General features: G+C 63.5%; 13 protein-coding genes and 1 pseudogene. 9 read left to right on the forward strand and 5 right to left on the reverse strand.

Annotated features, from left to right (window positions below; genetic code table 11):
- The first annotated feature begins 6 nt into the window (after nucleotides 1-6).
- The 6 genes and pseudogenes from YU3_RS0122570 to YU3_RS0122595 all read left to right on the forward strand — a co-directional run bounded on the left by YU3_RS0122570 (nucleotide 7) and on the right by YU3_RS0122595 (nucleotide 6,222).
- The gene (locus YU3_RS0122570; RefSeq protein WP_027168363.1) at nucleotides 7-816 is read left to right on the forward strand and encodes a hypothetical protein; all 810 of its coding nucleotides are present in this window, start codon (nucleotides 7-9) and stop codon (nucleotides 814-816) included.
- A gap of 11 nt (nucleotides 817-827) precedes the next feature.
- Complete coding sequence (locus YU3_RS0122575) at nucleotides 828-1,775, forward strand: ATP-grasp fold amidoligase family protein (RefSeq protein WP_198021698.1); 948 nt, start codon at nucleotides 828-830, stop codon at nucleotides 1,773-1,775.
- A 105-nt stretch (nucleotides 1,776-1,880) separates the two neighbouring features.
- Nucleotides 1,881-3,314, forward strand: a complete 1,434-nt coding sequence (locus YU3_RS0122580) for a glutamine synthetase family protein (RefSeq protein ID WP_027168365.1) — start codon at nucleotides 1,881-1,883, stop codon at nucleotides 3,312-3,314.
- Between the two features lie 29 nt (nucleotides 3,315-3,343).
- A pseudogene (locus tag YU3_RS37215) lies at nucleotides 3,344-3,708 on the forward strand (four helix bundle protein).
- 76 nt (nucleotides 3,709-3,784) lie between these two features.
- Nucleotides 3,785-5,071, forward strand: coding sequence for an FAD-binding oxidoreductase (locus YU3_RS0122590; RefSeq protein WP_027168366.1), 1,287 nt, complete (start codon nucleotides 3,785-3,787; stop codon nucleotides 5,069-5,071).
- 257 nt (nucleotides 5,072-5,328) lie between these two features.
- Nucleotides 5,329-6,222 (forward strand): SH3 domain-containing protein, encoded by an 894-nt coding sequence (locus YU3_RS0122595; RefSeq protein ID WP_027168367.1) that lies wholly within the window; start codon nucleotides 5,329-5,331, stop codon nucleotides 6,220-6,222.
- Here the strand turns inward: YU3_RS0122595 and YU3_RS0122600 are convergent.
- From YU3_RS0122600 to YU3_RS0122610, 3 genes are all read right to left on the reverse strand, one after another.
- Nucleotides 6,206-7,453: a Mur ligase family protein gene (locus tag YU3_RS0122600; RefSeq protein ID WP_245273608.1), complete on the reverse strand. Its 1,248-nt coding sequence runs from the start codon at nucleotides 7,451-7,453 to the stop codon at nucleotides 6,206-6,208. The genes YU3_RS0122595 and YU3_RS0122600 overlap by 17 nt on opposite strands.
- 193 nt (nucleotides 7,454-7,646) lie before the next feature.
- Nucleotides 7,647-8,942 (reverse strand): Mur ligase family protein, encoded by a 1,296-nt coding sequence (locus YU3_RS0122605; RefSeq protein ID WP_027168369.1) that lies wholly within the window; start codon nucleotides 8,940-8,942, stop codon nucleotides 7,647-7,649.
- A gap of 117 nt (nucleotides 8,943-9,059) precedes the next feature.
- Nucleotides 9,060-9,806, reverse strand: coding sequence for an SDR family oxidoreductase (locus YU3_RS0122610; protein ID WP_027168370.1), 747 nt, complete (start codon nucleotides 9,804-9,806; stop codon nucleotides 9,060-9,062).
- 259 nt (nucleotides 9,807-10,065) lie between these two features.
- On the opposite strand from YU3_RS0122610, the gene zwf reads away from it, so the two are divergent.
- The 3 genes from zwf to edd are packed head-to-tail and all read left to right on the forward strand — an operon-like array spanning nucleotide 10,066 to nucleotide 14,117.
- Nucleotides 10,066-11,535 (forward strand): glucose-6-phosphate dehydrogenase, encoded by a 1,470-nt coding sequence (gene zwf, locus YU3_RS0122615; RefSeq protein ID WP_027168371.1) that lies wholly within the window; start codon nucleotides 10,066-10,068, stop codon nucleotides 11,533-11,535.
- Nucleotides 11,517-12,233 (forward strand): 6-phosphogluconolactonase, encoded by a 717-nt coding sequence (pgl, locus tag YU3_RS0122620; protein ID WP_027168372.1) that lies wholly within the window; start codon nucleotides 11,517-11,519, stop codon nucleotides 12,231-12,233. Before zwf ends, pgl begins: the two co-directional genes overlap by 19 nt.
- 60 nt (nucleotides 12,234-12,293) lie before the next feature.
- Nucleotides 12,294-14,117, forward strand: a complete 1,824-nt coding sequence (gene edd / locus YU3_RS0122625) for a phosphogluconate dehydratase (RefSeq protein WP_027168373.1) — start codon at nucleotides 12,294-12,296, stop codon at nucleotides 14,115-14,117.
- A gap of 71 nt (nucleotides 14,118-14,188) precedes the next feature.
- Here the strand turns inward: edd and YU3_RS0122630 are convergent, their stop codons facing one another.
- A complete protein-coding gene (locus YU3_RS0122630; RefSeq protein WP_027168374.1) occupies nucleotides 14,189-15,850 on the reverse strand; it encodes a VWA domain-containing protein in 1,662 nt (553 codons plus the stop codon).
- Between the two features lie 88 nt (nucleotides 15,851-15,938).
- The gene (locus YU3_RS0122635; protein WP_036259221.1) at nucleotides 15,939-16,937 is read right to left on the reverse strand and encodes a GlxA family transcriptional regulator; all 999 of its coding nucleotides are present in this window, start codon (nucleotides 16,935-16,937) and stop codon (nucleotides 15,939-15,941) included.
- Nucleotides 16,938-16,946 lie beyond the last annotated feature (9 nt).

Here is a 16,946-nt window from a genome sequence, read left to right on the forward strand (position 1 = left end):
TGCTGGATGTGGAAAGACGAGCTGCAAAGCTTTGTGGCGAGCGCTCGTGAGCGCACGCCGACCGAGCTGATAAACGGCATTCGCGATATCGGCGTCGCCATGGGTCACGACGCGGGTGAGGCGCTGCTCGACAGCCATCCGGAGCTGTTTTCCCATCGGCCCATGCTCACGCAAGCCTTTATTGAGATGGTCCATACGCAAGACGTCGCCGAAATCAGGCAGATGTTGGACACGGACGTGAACGGACCGACGTCGTTCGGGCAAATAGCGACGGAAAGAACGAGCATCGGCGTGATGTCTTCGAAGGACGCCTACAAACGCCTCGACGAAGTCTTCGAACATGTCGATTTCAGCCGGTGCACACGCGCCGTGATGGTCGGCTGCGGCGGCCGTCCGTTCACCATGTTCCGCATTCACGATCAAACCCCGGTGCCCGAGATAGTCGGCCTGGACATCGTGCCGGACGCGGTCGAGACAGCGAATATTCTGGCCGCCAAACTCAGCTACACGCGCTGCCGCGCCGAATTTCGCAACGGGCGCGACTACGACTATCGCGGCGCCCAGGTCGTCTACATCGCCAGCATGGTTTCGCCCAAAGCGGCTGTCGTGTCGCGGATCGCGGACATGGCCCCGCCCGACCTGCAACTCGTACTGTGGGAACCGTATTCGCTGGCCCGGCTGTGGTCGGAGCGGGCGGAAGAGACGCTTGACCCGCGCTTGGAAGTCGTCGGCCGCACACGTGTGTCGCGCAACATGACCAGGGATGTGTTTGTCCGCTTCCGGCCTGGTGCCGCCGCGCGCGCAAGCGAAAGCTGATGGCGGCGAGCGTGGCCGATCGTGCAATCCTGGCCGCAACGATGGCCTGGTGCCTCTTTCGCCATCCGGTGATCTGGAAAAGAACCTACGATCACAGTGGCGTCTTTCCCGATCCCGCCAGGCCGACCTCCTATGTCGACAAGTTCTTGTGGCGCAAGATCTTCGATCACAATCCGCTCTATGCCATGGCCTGCGACAAGCTGGCGTCCAAAGACCATGCGCTCTCCTTATGCCCTGAATTGAAGACCGCGAAAGTATTGTGGAGCGGCCGTGACGCAACACAGATACCGCCGGCATTGCTGACCGGGAATGTCGTGGTGAAAGCCAATCATGGTTGCCGCTGGAACATGATGATCCGCAATGGCGAGGTGGACATGGCGAAGCTGGGGAGGCGAACGGCTCGTTGGATGCGCCGTCGCTACGGCAGGAAATTCGGCGAGCGGGCCTACAAGGACGCAAGACGGCTCATCTTCGTCGAGGAGATGCTTGTCCAGGATAATGTGCCTGTCCCGCTGGAGTATAAATTCCATGTCTCGAACGGAAAGACGGCTTACGTCTACGCCGCGCGCCGCGACGGACAGGGCAACGAGCTGAAAAGTCATTTCGACCGCGACGGGAGCTATGCGCCGGTGCCACCGGGCAGCGGCAGCCAATGGGTGAAGATCGATCTGCCGTCATCGTTTCTGAAGATGCGCGAGATCGCGGAACGACTGACGGCCCCGTTCGACCATATGCGGTGCGACTTCTACGAGATCGACGGCAAAATCTATTTCTCGGAGTTTTCGGTCTATCCGTTGTCCGGCAAAGGCATCATCAACACCCGTCTGCGCGATCTGGCCGGTGACACCTGGGATATCCGCCAGTCCTGGTTCTTGTCGACGCCGCAAAGGGGTTGGCGCAAATTCTATGCGGCGGCGCTGTTGCGGTGGCTCGACGCGACCGACCGGCAAAGGCCATAGGCCCGTTCCCGACAAGTGACCTTGAGCAAGCGCCCGGCGCCTCCCCTTCCCTTCCCACATGGCGCCCGGCTATACTCCAAAATCCGCAACACAATCTGGTGAATGATGCCGCCTGAGAAAAAGGAAGTCCGTCCGTCAAGCCGGGGGGGACGCGCCCGCACGCCTGCGTTCCTGAAGAACGATCGCGGCGTGAAGAACTGGAAGGAAGCCACCGCCTGGCTCGAATGGCGCGGCATCGAAGACATCGAGTGCATCACGCCCGACCAGGCGGGCGTTGCCCGCGGCAAGATGATGCCGTCGAAGAAATTCACCTCCAATACCTCGCTGGCGCTGCCTTCGGCCGTGTTCATGACGACGATCTCCGGCGGCTATCCCGAGGACGGCAACGGCTTCCATTACCCGGAAGACGACGGCGACCTGAAGCTCCTGCCCGATCTCTCGACGCTGACGGCGGTGCCCTGGGAAGAAGACCCGACCGCGGCAGTGATCTGTGATCTCGTGCATCAGGACGGCCGCTCGGTCGAGTTCACGCCGCGCAACGTGCTGAAGCGCGTGCTCGCGGCCTATGACGAACGTGGACTGAAGCCGGTGGTAGCGCCCGAGATCGAATTCTACCTGGTGCGCAAGAACCCCGACCCGGACTATCCGCTGACGCCGCCCGTGGGGCGCTCGGGACGGCCGATCGGCGGCGGCGCCGGCTATTCGATCGCCGGGGTCAACGAATTCGACGAACTGATCGACGACATCTACCATTTCTCGGAACGGCAGGGCCTGGAGATCGACACGCTGATCCATGAGGAAGGCGCCGGCCAGCTCGAGATCAATTTGCGCCACGGCAACCCGATCGAGCTCGCCGACCAGGTCTTCATGTTCAAGCGCACCATCCGCGAGGCGGCGCTGAAGCACGAGATCTACGCCACCTTCATGGCAAAGCCGATCCAGGGACAGCCCGGTTCGGCCATGCATATCCACCAGTCGGTCGTCGACAAGAAGACCGGCAAGAACATCTTCTCGGCCGAGGATGGCTCCGAGACTGACGCCTTCTTCCACTTCATCGGCGGCATGCAGAAGCACGTGCCGAACGCGCTGGTGATGTTTGCGCCTTACGTCAATTCCTACCGCCGGCTGACGCAGCAGGCCTCGGCTCCGGTCAACAACAAATGGGGTTACGACAACCGCACCACCGCCTTCCGCGTGCCGCGCTCGGACCCGGCGGCGCGGCGCGTCGAAAACCGCATCCCATCCTCGGACGCCAACCCCTATCTGGCGCTAGCGGCGTCGCTTGCCTGCGGGCTGATCGGCATGACCAGGAAGATCAAGGCCGAGCCGCCGGTGCTGACCACGGCCAATGCCGACGAGATCGACCTGCCTCGCAGCCTGCTGGAGGCGGTCGACCTGTTCGAGGCCGACACGGAACTCTGCACTCTCCTCGGCAAATCCTTCGCCGCCACATATGCGGCGATCAAGCGGGCCGAATTCGAGACGTTCATGGAAGTGATCAGCCCGTGGGAGCGGGAATATCTGCTGCTCAATGTGTAGGGGAGTAAGGCAGTCAGGCAGTAGGGGCGATGGCGAAGATCGAATCGTACAGAGATTTGATCGTCTGGCAGCAGGCTATGGACCTCGCAGTTTCGATCTATGAAACGACAAGAGCTTGGCCGAAGGAAGAGCTCTATGGATTGACAACCCAGCTACGCAGGGCAGCCGCGTCCGTGCCCGCCAACATTGCCGAGGGCTATGGACGAGAAAGTCGGGCTTCCTATCAACAGTTTCTTAGAATTGCCCAGGGATCACTCAAAGAGTTGGAAACTCACTATTGATCGCGCAGCGCGTCGGAATCACCTCCAACGAAGCAGCCCAACAATTGATGACGCGTAGTGAGAGCGTGGGGACACTCTTGCGGCTTCTGATCCGTAAATTGTCACCCGAATAGCTCCCCTACTGCCCTACTGCCCTACTGCCCTACTGCCCTACTGCCCTACTGCCCTACTGCCCTACTGCCGAGCATCATGCCCTACCAATCCCCGATTTCCCCCGGCCGTTCCTGGTACGAAGATACGGCCGGACCTCGGCCCGAATATCCAGCGCTTGACGGCGACCGAGCTTGCGACGTCGTCATCATCGGCGGCGGCTTCACCGGGCTGTCGGCTGCGGCGCATCTGGCCAAGGCCGGCGCGAATGTCGTGCTGATCGAGGCTCATCGCCTCGGCGACGGCGCGTCGGGACGCAATGGCGGCCAGCTCGGCACCGGTCAGCGCGCTTGGGCGGAGGAGTTGGAGGCAGAATACGGTCTTTCCCGCGCCAAGGCCTTGTTCGACCTAGCGGAAGAGGCCAAGGCGCATCTGCTGGACTTCGCGACGGCCAACCACATCGAGATCGACTATATGCCGGGTCAGTTGTCGGTGGCGCACAAGAGGCGCTATGTCGACGACTACAAGCGCCACGCCGAGATCATGGCGAGCCGCTTCGGCTACCCGCATATCAGCTTCATGGACGCGGCGGAAACGGCGGAACGGCTGGGCTCGACGCGTTATTTCGGCGGCACGCGCGACACCGGCACCGGGCATATCCATCCGTTGAAGCTGGTGATCGGAACGGCGAAGGTCGCCGCGGCGGCTGGCGCGCATCTCTTCGAGCAGACGCCGTCCACCGGCATCGTCTCCAGCGGCGGCAAGGTGAAGGTCACAACGCCCAGGGGCACGATCACCGCCGGCAAATGCCTGATCGCGGTCAACGCCTATGGCGGCGATCTCGAGCCAGTGAGCGCGGCGCATATCATGCCCATCGGCTCCTTCATCGGCGCGACCGTGCCGCTCGGCACCGCCTCCAGGGTGCTGCCGGGCGGCGAGTCGGTCGACGATTCCCGCTTCGTGGTGCGCTATTTCCGCAAATCGAAGGACGGCCGGCTGTTGTTCGGCGGCCGCGAGGTCTACGCCGTCAACGATCCGAAGGACATCCATATCCACATCCGCAAGCAGATCGCCGAACTCTACCTGGACTTGAAGGATGTCGAGATCACGCATGGCTGGGGCGGCTATGTCGGCATCACGGTGCCGAGAAAGCCGTTCGTGCGCGAAGTGATGCCGAAGGTGATTTCGATCGGAGGCTATTCCGGCCACGGCGTCATGCTGTCGAACTTCTTCGGCAAGCTCTATGCCGAGACCGTTGCCGGCAATCGAGACCGCTTGAAACTGATCGAAGACCTGAATATCCCCGCCTTCCCGGGCGGCCGTCGTTTTCGAGCGCCGCTGCTCTTCCTGGCGCTCAACTGGTTCGCGCTGCGCGACAGGATCTGAAGCCGGACCTCTGCAGAAGCTATTGATTCGACAAGTTCGGTTCCCCTACGTCACGTTGCAGAATCCTTAACGAAAGCGCAGAATTTCGCGAAATGGCTCACTCATGCCATAATCAACAGTAAAAGATGCCATCATGGGCGAAAATCCGGGGATTTCGCGGGCCTGCCCGCAATAATTTTCGGGACCGATGCCGATCGATGCCAGCCCTCGCGGCAAAGATCGAAAGAACGTCGGCCCGCTTGTTGGAGGTGGTTTGAGTGAACGAGCCCTTCAGTTTCGGCACGCCGGAACGGCAGCGCTTTACAATGCAGTTTGGCTACAACGTGCGGCCCTCCTTCTGGCAGAAGGTGCAGTCGAACGCGCATCTGGTCATTGCAGCGATCGGCACCGCTGCGCTGCTCGGCGTGGCCGCGGTGGCGCTGTGGCTGTGCATTCCTGGCAGCGATCGGCAAGTGGCCGCGGCCAGTACCGAGCAGGCCGTCCCGACAATTCCGGTAAAGACCACTAAGGTCGCTCCGGCGGCAGCGGCGATCACCGTGGCTGCGGCACCGCAAGCCGCGCGCAAGGCGGACGCGGTTTCGCCGGCAATAGCGGCTCGCGCGGCCAGCATTCCGGCGCTGGCATCGAACAACCCCCGCTGGACGGCTTCCGACGCCACGCCTCCGCTGGCCCAGGCCGAGGATCAACCAGTTCAGTCCAAGCAGGCCGCCGAGCCGAGCGCCGCGCAGTCAACCGATACGGCCTTCGCCGAGCCTGCTGCCGAGAACGACGCTTCGGACGCGCTGTCGCAAGTCGCCGCACCCGCACCCGCAGGCGAGACGCCGACAGCGGGGAAGAAGCCGAGCGACAAGATGGATGGCGCCCAAACCGCCGCCATTCCCGAAGCCAAGCCGCAGGTTCCCGATGCCGAGCCAGCAGAGGACAGCGCGACCCAGGCCAAGCCGAAACCTCAAAAAGCCGGCGCGGCCGCCAACGGACGCGTTTTGAGGGCTGTCACCATGCGCTCCGGGCCGAAGAAGGGAGCAGCCGCGATCCTTACAGTACCCGCCAAATCATCGGTGCAGGTCATGAGCTGCAAGCAGTGGTGCGAGATCGTCTATAACGGCAAGCATGGCTGGGTCTACAAAAGCTACGTCAAGACCGGCGCGTAAGGCCTAACCCACCAAACAGCCATCCGAAGCGGCGTCTTCTGTGCTCAAGCCTGCGGTTTGCCAGGAAGGACTTGTGTTCCTCGAACGGCACCTCGTAGAGGCCGCAAGCCTGGCAACCCTCTTTCTTGCCGCATGCTGGTATCCAGCATCTGACATCGTGCGTCCAGGCCAGCGCGATCCTCTCCAGATGAAGATTGGACGAGCTCTTGAGCAGGATAAGTTCTCCGGGAACGGCCGTCCGCTTGATATGATCCGAAACTTCCTTCGGAGTACGAAGCTCGGTGAAACGGCCGCTGTCACGATCGGCCTGGCTCGCGCGCGAGCGATGGGCGTTGTCGCCGGTGTAGATGACCTCGTCGGCAATGTCGCGCGCGATGCCATAGGCAGTGGCGTATTTCCTCGTCGACCCGACATAGTCGGAAATCTGGCCGAGCACGATACGCTTGCGGCCAGCCTTGGCCTTCGCCATCATATCCAAGGCGATGTCGATCGAATGCCAGGGCGCCTTGGCCGTATCGACTAGGAATTGCGGGCCCCCTTCGACCTGCTGCACCTTGCAACGGTTGGGCAAGGGATCGAACGACGCCAGTCTTGCTGCAACTTTCTCGGGCGGAGCGCCTAGTTCCAGTGCCGTGGCGACCGCCGCCGCAGCCGGCAGCCAGAATTGCTCGCCGGGAAACGGTGTCTGGAGATCCAGCACGCCGCCGCGCCAACGAAGCGAAAATCGCAGTGGTTCGGGATATGCGGCACCAACATCGGTGGCGCGATAGTCCGCGTTTTCAGCCTGGCCGAAGGTCGCTATCCGGCACTTCGCGCCGGACGCCATGGCGAGCACCAGCGGGTCGTCGCAATTAAGCACCGCAATTCCGTCGGGCTTCAGCGCATCGACCAGCGCCCGTTTTTCCTGCGCGACGGCTTCCAGCGTCCTGAACTTGCCGACATGCTCCAGCCGGATCATCGTCACGACCGCCACGTCCGGCTTCAGCATCTGCGCCATGGCGTCGATCGTGCCGAAGTCCGAGGCTCCGGCTTCGAAAACGACATAGTCGACCGGGCCGGCTCGCCTCAGACGCTTGTAGAGCGTACGGATCAGCGCCACGATAGTGTTGGCCTGCACTTGCAAATGCACCTTGCCGTGGGCGCCCATAATGTGTCCGAGCAGGCTGGCCGAAGTCGACTTGCCGGAACTGCCCGTGATGCCGATAAATATTGCCTTGCTTCGCGCGCGCACCCAACGCGCCTGATAGCGTCGCAGTCGCCACCCCAGGTCCCTGCGAATTTTCCGCAACCCCAGCTTCATAGCCCGCCATTATCTAGCCCCGGTCTAATATGCCCTGCGCCAAATTCCCAAGTCAAACGGGCATTGGCGTGCTTGGAAACGAAGCCTCGTAGCAATTCCCGGAGAAGCGGGAACGTGAAACGCATTAGCGACGGAAAAGCCTGAGCAGCTTCCGCCTGCGGCGCTGCAATTTCCGTTGCGCCACGAACTCGCGATGTTGATCGAACGGAACGCCAAACAGGCCGCACTGCTCGCATCCCTCACGTTTGCCGCACACCGGTACCCAGCATTGGACATCGTGGGTAAAGGCCAGAGCAACTCGCTCGAGGTGAAGGCTGGAAGAACTTTTGAGCAGGATCAGTTCGCCGGGCATGCCGGTCTGCCCGATGTAGTCCGACGCCTCTTTGGCCGTTCGAAACTGAACGAGCCGGCCGCTGTCCCGGTCGGCCTGGCTCGCCTTGGAACGGTGGGCGTGGTCGCCGACATAGATCACCTGGTCGGCAATTTCGCGCGCGGCGCTGTAAGCATAGGCATATTTCGTATTCGAACCGGCAAAGTCCGACAGTTGCCCAAGGACGATCCGCTTGCGGCTGAACGTCGATTTGGCCACTGCATCAAAGGCAAGATAGAGCGAGTGCCAGGGCGCTTTGGCGGCGTCCACGATAAAATGCGGCCCATTCCCGGCAACGATTACCTGGCCGCGATTTTCCAGCGGCTTGAAGGTCGCGACCCGTTCCTTGACGGTTTGCGGGGGAACCCCCAGCTCGAGCGCCGTTGCCACGGCCGCCGCCGTCGGCAGCCAGAAATATTCTCCTGGAAACGGCACTTCGAGATGCAAGACGTTGCCGCGCCAATGCAGTGAAAATCGCAAAAGCTCCGGATAGGCCGCATGGACGTCGCGGACACGGTAGTCCGCCAGTTCCGACATGCCGAATGTGACCGACCGACAATTGCTCGCGGAAACCATAGCCAGCACGTGCGGATCGTCGGCATTGAGAACCGCAAAGCCGCCCGGCTCCAGGGCGCGGACAAGATTGCTCTTCTCGCCTGCGACGTTTTCCAGCGTGCGGAAACTGGCAAGATGCTCCAGCCGGACCATTGTAACGACCGCCACGTTCGGCCGAAGCAATTCGGCCATCGGCCGGATCGTATCCGGGCCAAAGGCGGCGGCTTCGAAGACGACGTAGTCCGCTCCGCCACTTCTCTTCATGCGCCTGGACAGTGTGCTGACCAGCAGCTTGATGGTGTTGGCCAGCACCTGCGTGTAAACACTGCCATGGCCGGCCAGTATATGGCCCAGCAGGCTCGCAGCCGTTGTCTTGCCGGAACTTCCGGTGATGCCTATGAAAGTCGCTCGGCTTTTGGCGCGCCCGCGCCTTGCCCGAATGAGCTGTAGCCGCCACGCCAGAGCCTTACGGACTTCTCGCAGATCAACCTTCATTGCTCACTACAACCCGCCCTGGTCCGCTTATGCCTTTCGGCGGACGGCGGAGTCAAACTGCGGCGATGCGCTTCAAGTCGTTCCCCCAGACCGCTGCGCAGTGTCGGGCGATACGCCTTAGATACAGCGCCCGCCATCGACCTCCAGCGCCACGCCGGTGATGAAGGCGGCTTCATCCGAGGCCAGCCAGAGTGCCGCGTTGGCGACATCGAGCGGCGTCGAGAGCCGGCCGAGCGGGATCGAGGCGCGGAACTTCTCGCGGATCTCCGGCGTGTCGGCGCCCATGAATTTCTCCAGCATGCCGGTCTCGCCGGCGACCGGGCAGAGGCAGTTGACGCGGATGTTCCTGGGCGCAAGCTCGACGGCCATCGACTTGGTGGCGGTGATCGCCCAGCCCTTGGAGGCATTGTACCAGGTCAGGCCCGGTCGCGGCCGCAATCCGGCCGTCGAGGCTGTGGTCAGGATGACGCCGCCTCCCTGCCGGTCCATGATCGGCACGACGGCAAGGGCCGCATGATAGATCGCCTTCATGTTGACGGCGGCGATCAGGTCGAAGGTTTCCTCATCGACGCCGAGCATATCGCCGTTGCGGTGGGTGAAGCCGGCATTGTTGACCATGATGTCGATGCGGCCGAAGGCGCTCTTGGCGGCATAGATCATCTCGTCGATCTCGGAGCGCAGGGAGACGTCGGTCTGGGTCCAGATGGCGTTGTCGCCGATCTCTTCGGCCACTCGCTCGGCGCCCTTGGCGTTGAGATCGGCGACGACCACGCGCGCGCCCTCTTCGGCAAAGCGCTTCGCCATGCCCTCGCCGAAGCCCGACGCGGCACCTGTGATGATGGCGACCTTGTTTTCCAGACGCATGGTTTTCCCGCCCATTGGATTTCAGCAGTTATCTCCCTTAGCTTTCGTCACATTCGCGTTCTATGCTGCGGTCGCGAACGCCTCCGGAAGCCATGGCTTGCCGACAAGCCTGCCGGCGGCGCGAGTGTCGGGGAAACAGGTGGACCGATGCAATAGCAAGCGATTGGTCCTCACATGTGACACCATGGCACTGGAAAATTTAAATCGATTAGAATATACCAACCACGCTGCCGGCATCCAGCATCAAATCGGACTGACCATGACCAGCCAGATCATCCCCGTCGATCCCTTCGACTTCATCATCTTTGGCGGCACCGGCGACTTGTCGGAACGCAAACTCCTGCCGTCGCTCTATCATCGCCAGCGCGATCATCAGTTCTCCGAGCCGACGCGCATCATCGGAACATCGCGCGCGAAGATGAGCGACGCCGAGTTCCAGGCCTTTGCCAGGCAGGCAATATCCGACCATGTGAAGCCGGCCGATATCGACCAGAAGGAGCTGGAAACTTTTCTGGCGCGGCTTTCCTATATCTCGGCCGACGGAACGACCGGCGCCGGCTTTGACAAGCTCAAAAAGGCGATCGGCGACAGTGACTGCATTCGCGCCTTCTATCTCGCGGTGGCGCCGGCGCTGTTCGGCGATATCTCGCACCAGCTCAAGCAGCACAAGCTGATCACTCCGAATTCGCGCATCGTGCTGGAAAAGCCGATCGGCCGCGACCTTGCCTCGGCGCGCGCGCTCAACGACGCGGTCGGCGACGACTTCCACGAAAGCCAGATCTTCCGCATCGACCATTATCTCGGCAAGGAAACGGTGCAGAACCTGATGGCGCTGCGCTTTGCCAACGCGCTCTATGAGCCGCTGTGGAATTCGGCGCAGATCGACCATGTGCAGATCACAGTCGCCGAAACCGTCGGCCTCGAAGACCGCGTCACCTATTACGACAAGGCCGGCGCGCTGCGCGACATGGTGCAGAACCACATGCTGCAGCTGCTTTGCCTGGTTGCCATGGAAACGCCGTCGTCGATGGACGCCGACGCTGTTCGCGACGAGAAGCTGAAGGTGCTGCGGGCGCTGAAGCGCATCAACGGCAACGAGGCGCCCAAGCATACGGTGCGCGGCCAGTATCGCGCCGGCGCGTCGGCGGGCGGCCCGGTCAAGGGCTATGTCGACGAGCTCGGCAAGGGCAGCGACACCGAGACCTTCGTCGCCATCAGGGCCGAGATCGGCAACTGGCGCTGGGCCGGCGTTCCCTTCTACCTCAGGACCGGAAAGCGTCTCGCCACCCGCGTCTCGGAAATCGTCATCGAGTTCAAGCCGATCCCCTATTCGATCTTCGGCGAGAGCGCCGGACCGATCTTCGCCAACCAGCTGGTGATCAGGCTGCAGCCCGACGAAGGCGTCAAGCAGTACATCATGATCAAGGACCCGGGACCGGGCGGCATGCGGCTGCGCCAGATCTCGCTCGACATGAGCTTCGCGCAGTCCTTCGACGGGCGTGCGCCGGATGCCTATGAGCGGCTGATCATGGATGTGGTGCGCGGCAACCAGACGCTGTTCATGCGCCGCGACGAAGTCGAGGCGGCATGGAAATGGATCGACCCGATCCAGAACGCCTGGGAAAGCGCCAGGCAGGAAGCGCAGGGCTATACGGCCGGAACCTGGGGACCGTCGGCCTCCATCGCGCTGATCGAACGTGACGGACGGACATGGCACGAGAGCAATTGAATGGGGACCGCTACAGCTGGAACGGCTTTGCCGATCGCCAGGACCTGGCGACGGCGCTTGCCGCTGAGATTGCCGACCGGCTGACCGGCGCCATCGCGGAGCGCGGCACCGCGCTGCTCGCGGTGTCCGGCGGCACCACGCCGGCGAAGTTGTTCGCCGCGCTGTCGACCACTCCGATCGCCTGGGACAAGGTCACCGTCACGCTGGTCGACGAGCGCTTCGTGCCGCCGTCCTCGCCGCGCTCGAATGCCGGACTGGTGGCGGCGAACCTGCTCCAGAACAAGGCCGCGGCGGCGCGCTTCGTGCCGCTCTACCATGAGGCGGCAAGCATCGAGGACGCGGCGGCGGCGGACAGCGAAGCGCTGCGGGCGCTGCCCTGGCCGCTCGACGTGGTGATCCTCGGCATGGGCGGCGACGGCCATACGGCCTCGTTCTTTCCCGATGCCGGCAACCTCGAAGAATTGCTCGACCCGACCTCGCATCGGATCGTGCTGCCGGTGCACGCAGCGAGCGGCGGCGAGCCGCGGCTCACATTGTCGATGGCGCGCATCGTCGCCGCCGGCTTCGCCGCGCTGCATATCGAAGGCCAGGACAAGCGCGCTGCCTTTGACGGGGCGATGGGCCCGGGTGCGAAAAAGCCCATCCGCAGAGTGCTCGAAGCGGCGCCAAGACCGATAGAGGTGTTCTGGGCACCCTGATTGCAACATGATGGCCCCGACGGCGTTGGGAGGACGTTGCCGGGTTTGAAAGGACGGACCATGACAGCCAGACGCGATATCGAAGCCATCACGGAACGCATCCGCCAACGTTCGAAAGCCGGCCGTGAAGCCTATCTGGGCCGCATTGCGGAGGCTTCCAGCCGCACCGCCAACCGCGCGGTGCTGAGTTGCGGCAACCTCGCCCATGGCTTTGCCGTGTGCAGCCCATCCGAAAAGATCGCGCTCGGCGGCGACCGCGTGCCGAACCTCGGCATCATCACCTCCTATAACGACATGCTGTCGGCGCATCAGCCCTTCGAGACGTTTCCGGCGCTGATCAAGGAAGCGGCGCGCGACGCCGGCGGCATCGCCCAAGTCGCCGGCGGCGTGCCGGCGATGTGCGACGGCGTCACCCAAGGCCAACCCGGCATGGAGCTGTCGCTGTTCTCACGCGACGTGATCGCCATGGCGGCGGCGATCGGCCTGTCGCACAACATGTTCGACGCGGCCGTGTTTCTGGGCGTCTGCGACAAGATCGTGCCGGGGCTGGTGATCGCCGCGCTTACCTTCGGGCATTTGCCTGCTGTCTTCATCCCGGCGGGACCAATGACCACGGGCATCCCGAACGACGAGAAGGCCAAGATTCGCCAGCTCTATGCCGAGGGCAAGGTGGGGCGGGCCGAACTGCTGGAGGCCGAATCCAAATCCTATCACGGCCCGGGCACCTGCACCTTCTACGGCACCGCCAATTCCAACCAGATGCTGATGGAGATCATGGGCCTGCACACGCCGGGCGCCTCCTTCGTCAATCCGGGCACGCCGCTGCGCGACGCGCTGACCAGGGAAGCGGCCAAGCGGGCGCTGGCGATCACCGCGCTCGGCAATGCCTATACGCCGGTCGGGCGCATGATCGACGAGCGCTCGATCGTCAACGGCGTCGTCGGCCTGCACGCCACCGGCGGCTCGACCAACCACACCATCCACCTGATCGCCATGGCGGCAGCCGCCGGCATCGCGCTGACCTGGCAGGATATTTCGGACCTGTCGGAGGCCGTGCCGCTGCTCGCCCGCGTCTACCCGAACGGGCTTGCCGACGTGAACCATTTCCATGCCGCCGGCGGGCTCGGCTTCCTGATCCGCGAGCTGCTCGACGAAGGGCTGTTGCACGAGGACGTCCAGACGGTGTGGGGCGAAGGCCTGCGGCCCTACGCGGTCGAGGCGAGACTCGGCGAGGACGGCAGCGTGGTGCGCCAAGCAGCACCTCTGCAGAGCGGCGACGAGAAGGTTTTGGCGCCGGCCAGGAAAGCGTTCCAGGCGACGGGTGGCCTCAAAGTGCTCAGCGGCAATCTCGGCCACGCCGTGATCAAGACCTCGGCGGTGAAACCGGAGCGCCGCGTCATCGAGGCGCCGGCAAAGGTGTTCGACAGCCAGCAGGCGCTGAACGACGCCTTCAAGGCCGGCACGCTGACCGGCGATTTCATCGCCGTCATCCGTTTCCAGGGACCGAAGGCCAACGGCATGCCGGAACTGCACAAGTTGACCACCGTGCTCGGCATCCTGCAGGATCGCGGGCAGCGCGTCGCGCTGGTGACGGACGGGCGCATGTCCGGCGCCTCCGGCAAGGTGCCGGCGGCGATCCACGTGACGCCGGAAGCGGTCGAAGACGGACCGCTCGCCAGGATCCATGACGGCGACATCATCCGGCTCGACGCCGACGCCGGCACGCTGGAGGTGCTGGTGGAGGGCACGGAATTAGCGCTGCGCCGCACGGCGGACGCCGATCTCATCGGCAACGAATTCGGCTTCGGCCGCGAGCTGTTCGCCGGCTTCCGGCAACTTGTCGGCCGCGCCGACCATGGCGCCGCGGCATTCGGAATCGCCTGACTTCTTCCCCAACGCGCCTCAAGAAAAAGGGCGGCCGGGTGCCGCCCTTTTTCGTTCGCAGACTGCGATGCCTACTGAACGGTGATCTCCGTCCGCCCGCCGGCCTTGATCGTCACCGGCACTTCCTTTTCCTGGCCTTCAGCCGACATGTGGCGCACCACGACATAGTCGCCGGCCGGAACCGTCTGCTGCCAGCTGTCGCCGTAGGTCAGTCCGAGCGACTTGCGCTTGCCCTCGATGTCCTTCCTCGACGAGAAAACTTCGATCGAGTAAGCGCCGGGCGCCGACATCGCCAGCACGCCAGCGTCGAGCGCCACCTTCACATCCTGGCTGTCGCCCGCCTTGATGCTGAAGGGCTGCTCGACGACGGCGAGATCGAGCGTCGTGAGCGCGACATAATCATCCGGCGGCAGCCAGAACTTGCTGTCCGGACCGTAGGAATGCTCGACACTTTCGCGTGAGCCGTCGATCTTCTTCTTCGCCTTGAGGATCTCGAAGCCGATGCCGGAATTGTCGGCCATGTCGCCGCCGGCAGTGTAGTAGGCGTTGAGCACGGCGTGGCCGACGCCGACGACGACGTCTTTCTCGACGGTCTGCCCGGCGGCAAGCTGGACGGTCTCGGACGCGGTGCCGGCGCCGATCTGCACGGTGACCGTCTGCTCGCCCGCCGGCACGATGACCTTGGCGTCGCCATAGTGGGTGGTGCTGCCGCCGGGATAGGCGAAGTCGACGCGGGCCTCGCCGCTGATCTCGGAGCCCTGGCTCGCATGCGGATGGATCACCAGCGTGCCGCCGTTAAGCGTGAACAGCGGCTTGTAGACCTGGCCGGCCTCGACCTTGATCTTCTGCTCGCTGCTTGCCTCGTCGTCGCGCGCGACGATGACATAGTCGCCCGGTTCGAGGTTGGTCTTCAGCTCGCCATACTCGGTGGTGACCTGATCGCCGCGCGAGCCGTCGGCCGCGGCCTTGTATATCTCCCATGCATTGCCGTCGGCGATCGGATCGCCGCCGTCGGCCATGACCACGCTCGGCATGAAATTGAATTCAGCCTTGGCGGGTTCGGGCGCAGGCGCGGGTGCCGGTGCCGGTTCGGGAGCCGGCGCAGGGGCCGGTGCCGCGACGGTTTCGACAAGAGCTTGCTGCAGCGCCTTCTCGTCGGACGCCTGGATGTATTTGCCGCCGGTGTTTTCGGCGAGACAGGCGATCTGCTTGCCTTCGTCGGCGGTCAGGCCGAAGCCGACGACATCGGCGGTGAAGTCGACGCCGCTTTCCTTGAGCTCCTTGCCGAGCGCGCAAGGATCGCCGCCGCAGGTCTCCAGGCCATCGGTAATCAGCACCACCGTTGCCTTTTCCTCGGTGTACTTCAGCGCTTCGGCGGCCTGCTTGACGGCGGCCGTCAGCGGCGTCTTGCCGAGGAATTTCATGCTGTCGGCCGCTGCCGAAATGGCGCTGGCGGAGCCGGCCTGTGGCGGCACGATCAACTCGATGTCGTCGCAACTGCCCTTGGTGCGATGGCCGTAGGCCATGAAGCCGATCTCGTCGTCGGCCGGCACGGACTGCAGCACCGTGCGCAGCGATTCACGCGCGATCTCCAGCTTCGGCTTGCCGTCGATCTGGGCCCACATCGAGCCAGACGCATCGAGGATGATGATGACCTTGTTGGCGGCAAAGCCGAAACCGGTCATCGACAAAAGGAAGGCCGCCGCAGCAACGCTCCGTATCAGTCCCGCCATGAAAATCTCCTGAGAGCAACCCTCGTCCGCGTTGGGAAAGCTATTTGAGGCAAGCCTTGGAAACAAGTCCGACGGCCAGGCAAACCACTCAGTAGGTGGTGCGCCGCTCTTCCGATGGCGGGCGGCCGAACTGCAGCCGGTAGCTCTGCGCGAAATAGGAATGCGAGGTGAAGCCGGTGGCGATCGCTACGTCGAGGATCGGCATGTTGGTCTGGCGCAACAGCTCGCGCGCCCGTTCCAGCCTCAGCCGCATGTAGTAGCGGCCAGGCGTCACGCTGAGGTGACGCAGGAACAGGCGCTCGACCTGGCGCACCGAAAGGCCCGCCGACTTGGCGAGCTGCACCGCCGACAGCGGCTCGTCGAGATGGTCGGCCATCAGCTCGACGATGCGCCTCAGCTTCTCCGACTTGCCGGTGAGGTCGCGCTCGGGTCCGACGCGCTGGCGGTCGCCGGCCGAGCGGATGCGCTCGTGCTGGAACTGGTTGGCGACGCCATTGGCAAGGTTGGAGCCGAAATCGCCCCGCACGATCTCCAGCATCAGGTCGATCGAGGTGGTGCCACCGGCGCAGGTGTAACGCTTGCGGTCGATCTCGAAGACGTTGCCGGTGCAGGTGATGTCGGGAAAGCGCTCCATGAAGCCGGCGCGGTTCTCCCAATGGATGGTGCAGCGATAGCCGTCGAGCTGTCCGGCTTCGGCCAGCAAGTAGGAGCCGACCGATAAAGCGCCAAGCGCGTTGCCGCGGCGGCCCCAGCTGCGCAGCGCGGCCAGCACCTTGCTCTTGCCGGGGAATTCGGTGGTGAGCCCGACCGAGACGAACAGGATGTCGACCGGCGGCATGTCGGCGACGGAGTAGTCGATCTTCAGCGGCAGGCCGTTCGAGGCCATGACCGCGTCGCCGTCGGCCGAAATCGTCGTCCAGCCATAGAAATCGCGGCCAAGCAGGCGGTTCGCCGAGCGGAAGCAGTCGATGGCCGCGGCAAGGGAGAACATCGAGAACTTGTCGACCAGCAGGAAGCCGAACTGACGGCCGCCCTGAACGGGATCGTTCGTGATCGGCCGTTCAACGGGAACAGTCAGGTTCGGCAATGCCAAGGC

The sequence above is a fragment of the Mesorhizobium sp. WSM3224 genome (genome assembly GCF_000427725.1).
In the GTDB taxonomy this organism is placed as follows: domain Bacteria; phylum Pseudomonadota; class Alphaproteobacteria; order Rhizobiales; family Rhizobiaceae; genus Mesorhizobium.